The sequence below is a fragment of the Shewanella sp. GutDb-MelDb genome (assembly GCF_002836075.1).
In the GTDB taxonomy this organism is placed as follows: domain Bacteria; phylum Pseudomonadota; class Gammaproteobacteria; order Enterobacterales; family Shewanellaceae; genus Shewanella.
The window spans coordinates 1-1,760 of the sequence record NZ_PJBM01000070.1 but is presented as its reverse complement, the minus strand read 5'-3'; the positions used below and the strand labels follow the sequence as shown (position 1 = coordinate 1,760).

At 43.5% G+C, this 1,760-nt stretch carries 2 protein-coding genes; both read left to right on the top strand.

The features are described from left to right. The first annotated feature begins 101 nt into the window (after positions 1-101). Positions 102-836, top strand: a complete 735-nt coding sequence (gene cobB, locus CXF82_RS01330) for a Sir2 family NAD+-dependent deacetylase (protein WP_101091132.1) — start codon at positions 102-104, stop codon at positions 834-836. Between the two features lie 5 nt (positions 837-841). Further along, the gene (locus CXF82_RS01325; protein ID WP_102043548.1) at positions 842-1,312 is read left to right on the top strand and encodes an AAA family ATPase; all 471 of its coding nucleotides are present in this window, start codon (positions 842-844) and stop codon (positions 1,310-1,312) included. Positions 1,313-1,760 lie beyond the last annotated feature (448 nt).

Here is a 1,760-nt window from a genome sequence, read left to right as displayed (position 1 = left end):
TACTTTTTGTATTGTTATTAGTGTTTATACTAACGCCTAATGTGAAAAGGGTTGTTAACTAGGCAAAATGGAAATAATAAAACTAAGAAATAGGATTGTAGATGTACCAGCAGATAGTGATATTAACCGGAGCAGGGATCTCCGCAGAATCTGGATTACGTACCTTTCGAGATCAAGATGGTTTATGGGAGGAGCACAAGATTGAAGAAGTTGCCACACCTGAAGGTTATGAGAATGACCCACTGCTCGTTGAAAAATTTTATAATGAGCGCTGGCAACAGTTTCATAATGGGTCCATCGAGCCTAACGCAGGTCATTTAGCCCTGGCAAAATTAGAAAGTGAGTTCGATGGTAAGTTGCTCGTCGTAACGCAAAATATTGATGATTTGCATGAGAGAGCGGGATCACAGCGTCTATTGCATATGCATGGCGAACTTTCAAAAGGACGTTGTCCGCGTTCTAGACAAACCTTTCTGCTTAGAGAGCCTTTTGGCCCAGATCATACTTGTACCTGCTGTATTCCAGCGCAAAGGCTCAGGCCTCATGTTGTTTGGTTTGGAGAGATGCCAATAGGCCTCGATAGAATTCAACATGCATTGGATACGTGCGATCTGTTTATCGCCATTGGCACTTCAGGCACGGTTTATCCCGCAGCGGGTTTTGTCGATACCGCTAATCACCATGGTGCTCAAACGATTGATGTTAATTTATTGCCGGCAGATCGCCACAGTCAATTTCAGTATCATTTAGAGGGTAAAGCCAGTGAGGTTTTACCGAAATTAGTTGAACAGATCCTGCAAGGTAAAGTCCTTAATGATCAGTTACAAGTAGGGTAGCGTCAATGCGTGAACAAATTGATACTCCAAGGCAGGCGATTATAATGCGTGGACTGCCCGGTAGTGGTAAAAGTTACTGGGTGTCGCAGTTTGTCGAGGCTAAAGTTCAGCAGATGGAGTTGAGCGGCACGCCCGCTCAAGTCGAGGTTTTTTCAACCGACCAGTACTTTTGTCAAAACGGTATTTATCAGTTTAATGTTAAATTGTTGTCCAAATACCACCAATTCAACCTGACAGCCTTTATTGAAGCGATGTCGGATGCTGTACCGTTTGTTATTTGTGATAACACCAATCTAGCACTGTGGGAGTTTAAGGCATATCAAGCTGCTGCAGTAGCGTTAGGGTACGAGGTTCGCATACAGCAAATGGGTGTTCCTACAGATTTAGAACACCAATTAGTGTGCGCAAAACGCAATCGTCATCATGTTCCACTCAATAGTATCAAACGCATGGGATCAGTGTTTGAAGCCCACTAATTCTTAGGCTGCTTAGCTTTCATTATTACGCTAAACGTCATTATGGTAAATGGCGTATCAGCCATAATGGGGCCAATCTTACCGCTCATCATTGTTGCTAATCCATCGTTTATCGCGATATGCAAGGTATGCTCGACTGCAGAATATTGTCACCAAGCGTAAACTTCAACATGCTCTAGTTTGGCGTCAATCCCCTTGTTGCCTTGGGTATCGTCGAGGTTCAGATAGGTTTCTGACAAGGCAATATCTAAGCGTAGAGTTGTAATTGAACATCTTTGTCGCAAGCCCTGCTTTACACTTGTCAGGCATAACACGATCAAATAGCTCTATGGGGCACACCATCTGCTGTCTCTCTGAACTTGAATTCGTTATCTGCTAACACGTGGGGGAGTGAGTGTTTTGATTGAATAAGTAGATTGTAAACCGAGAGGGCATATTAACAGGGGCT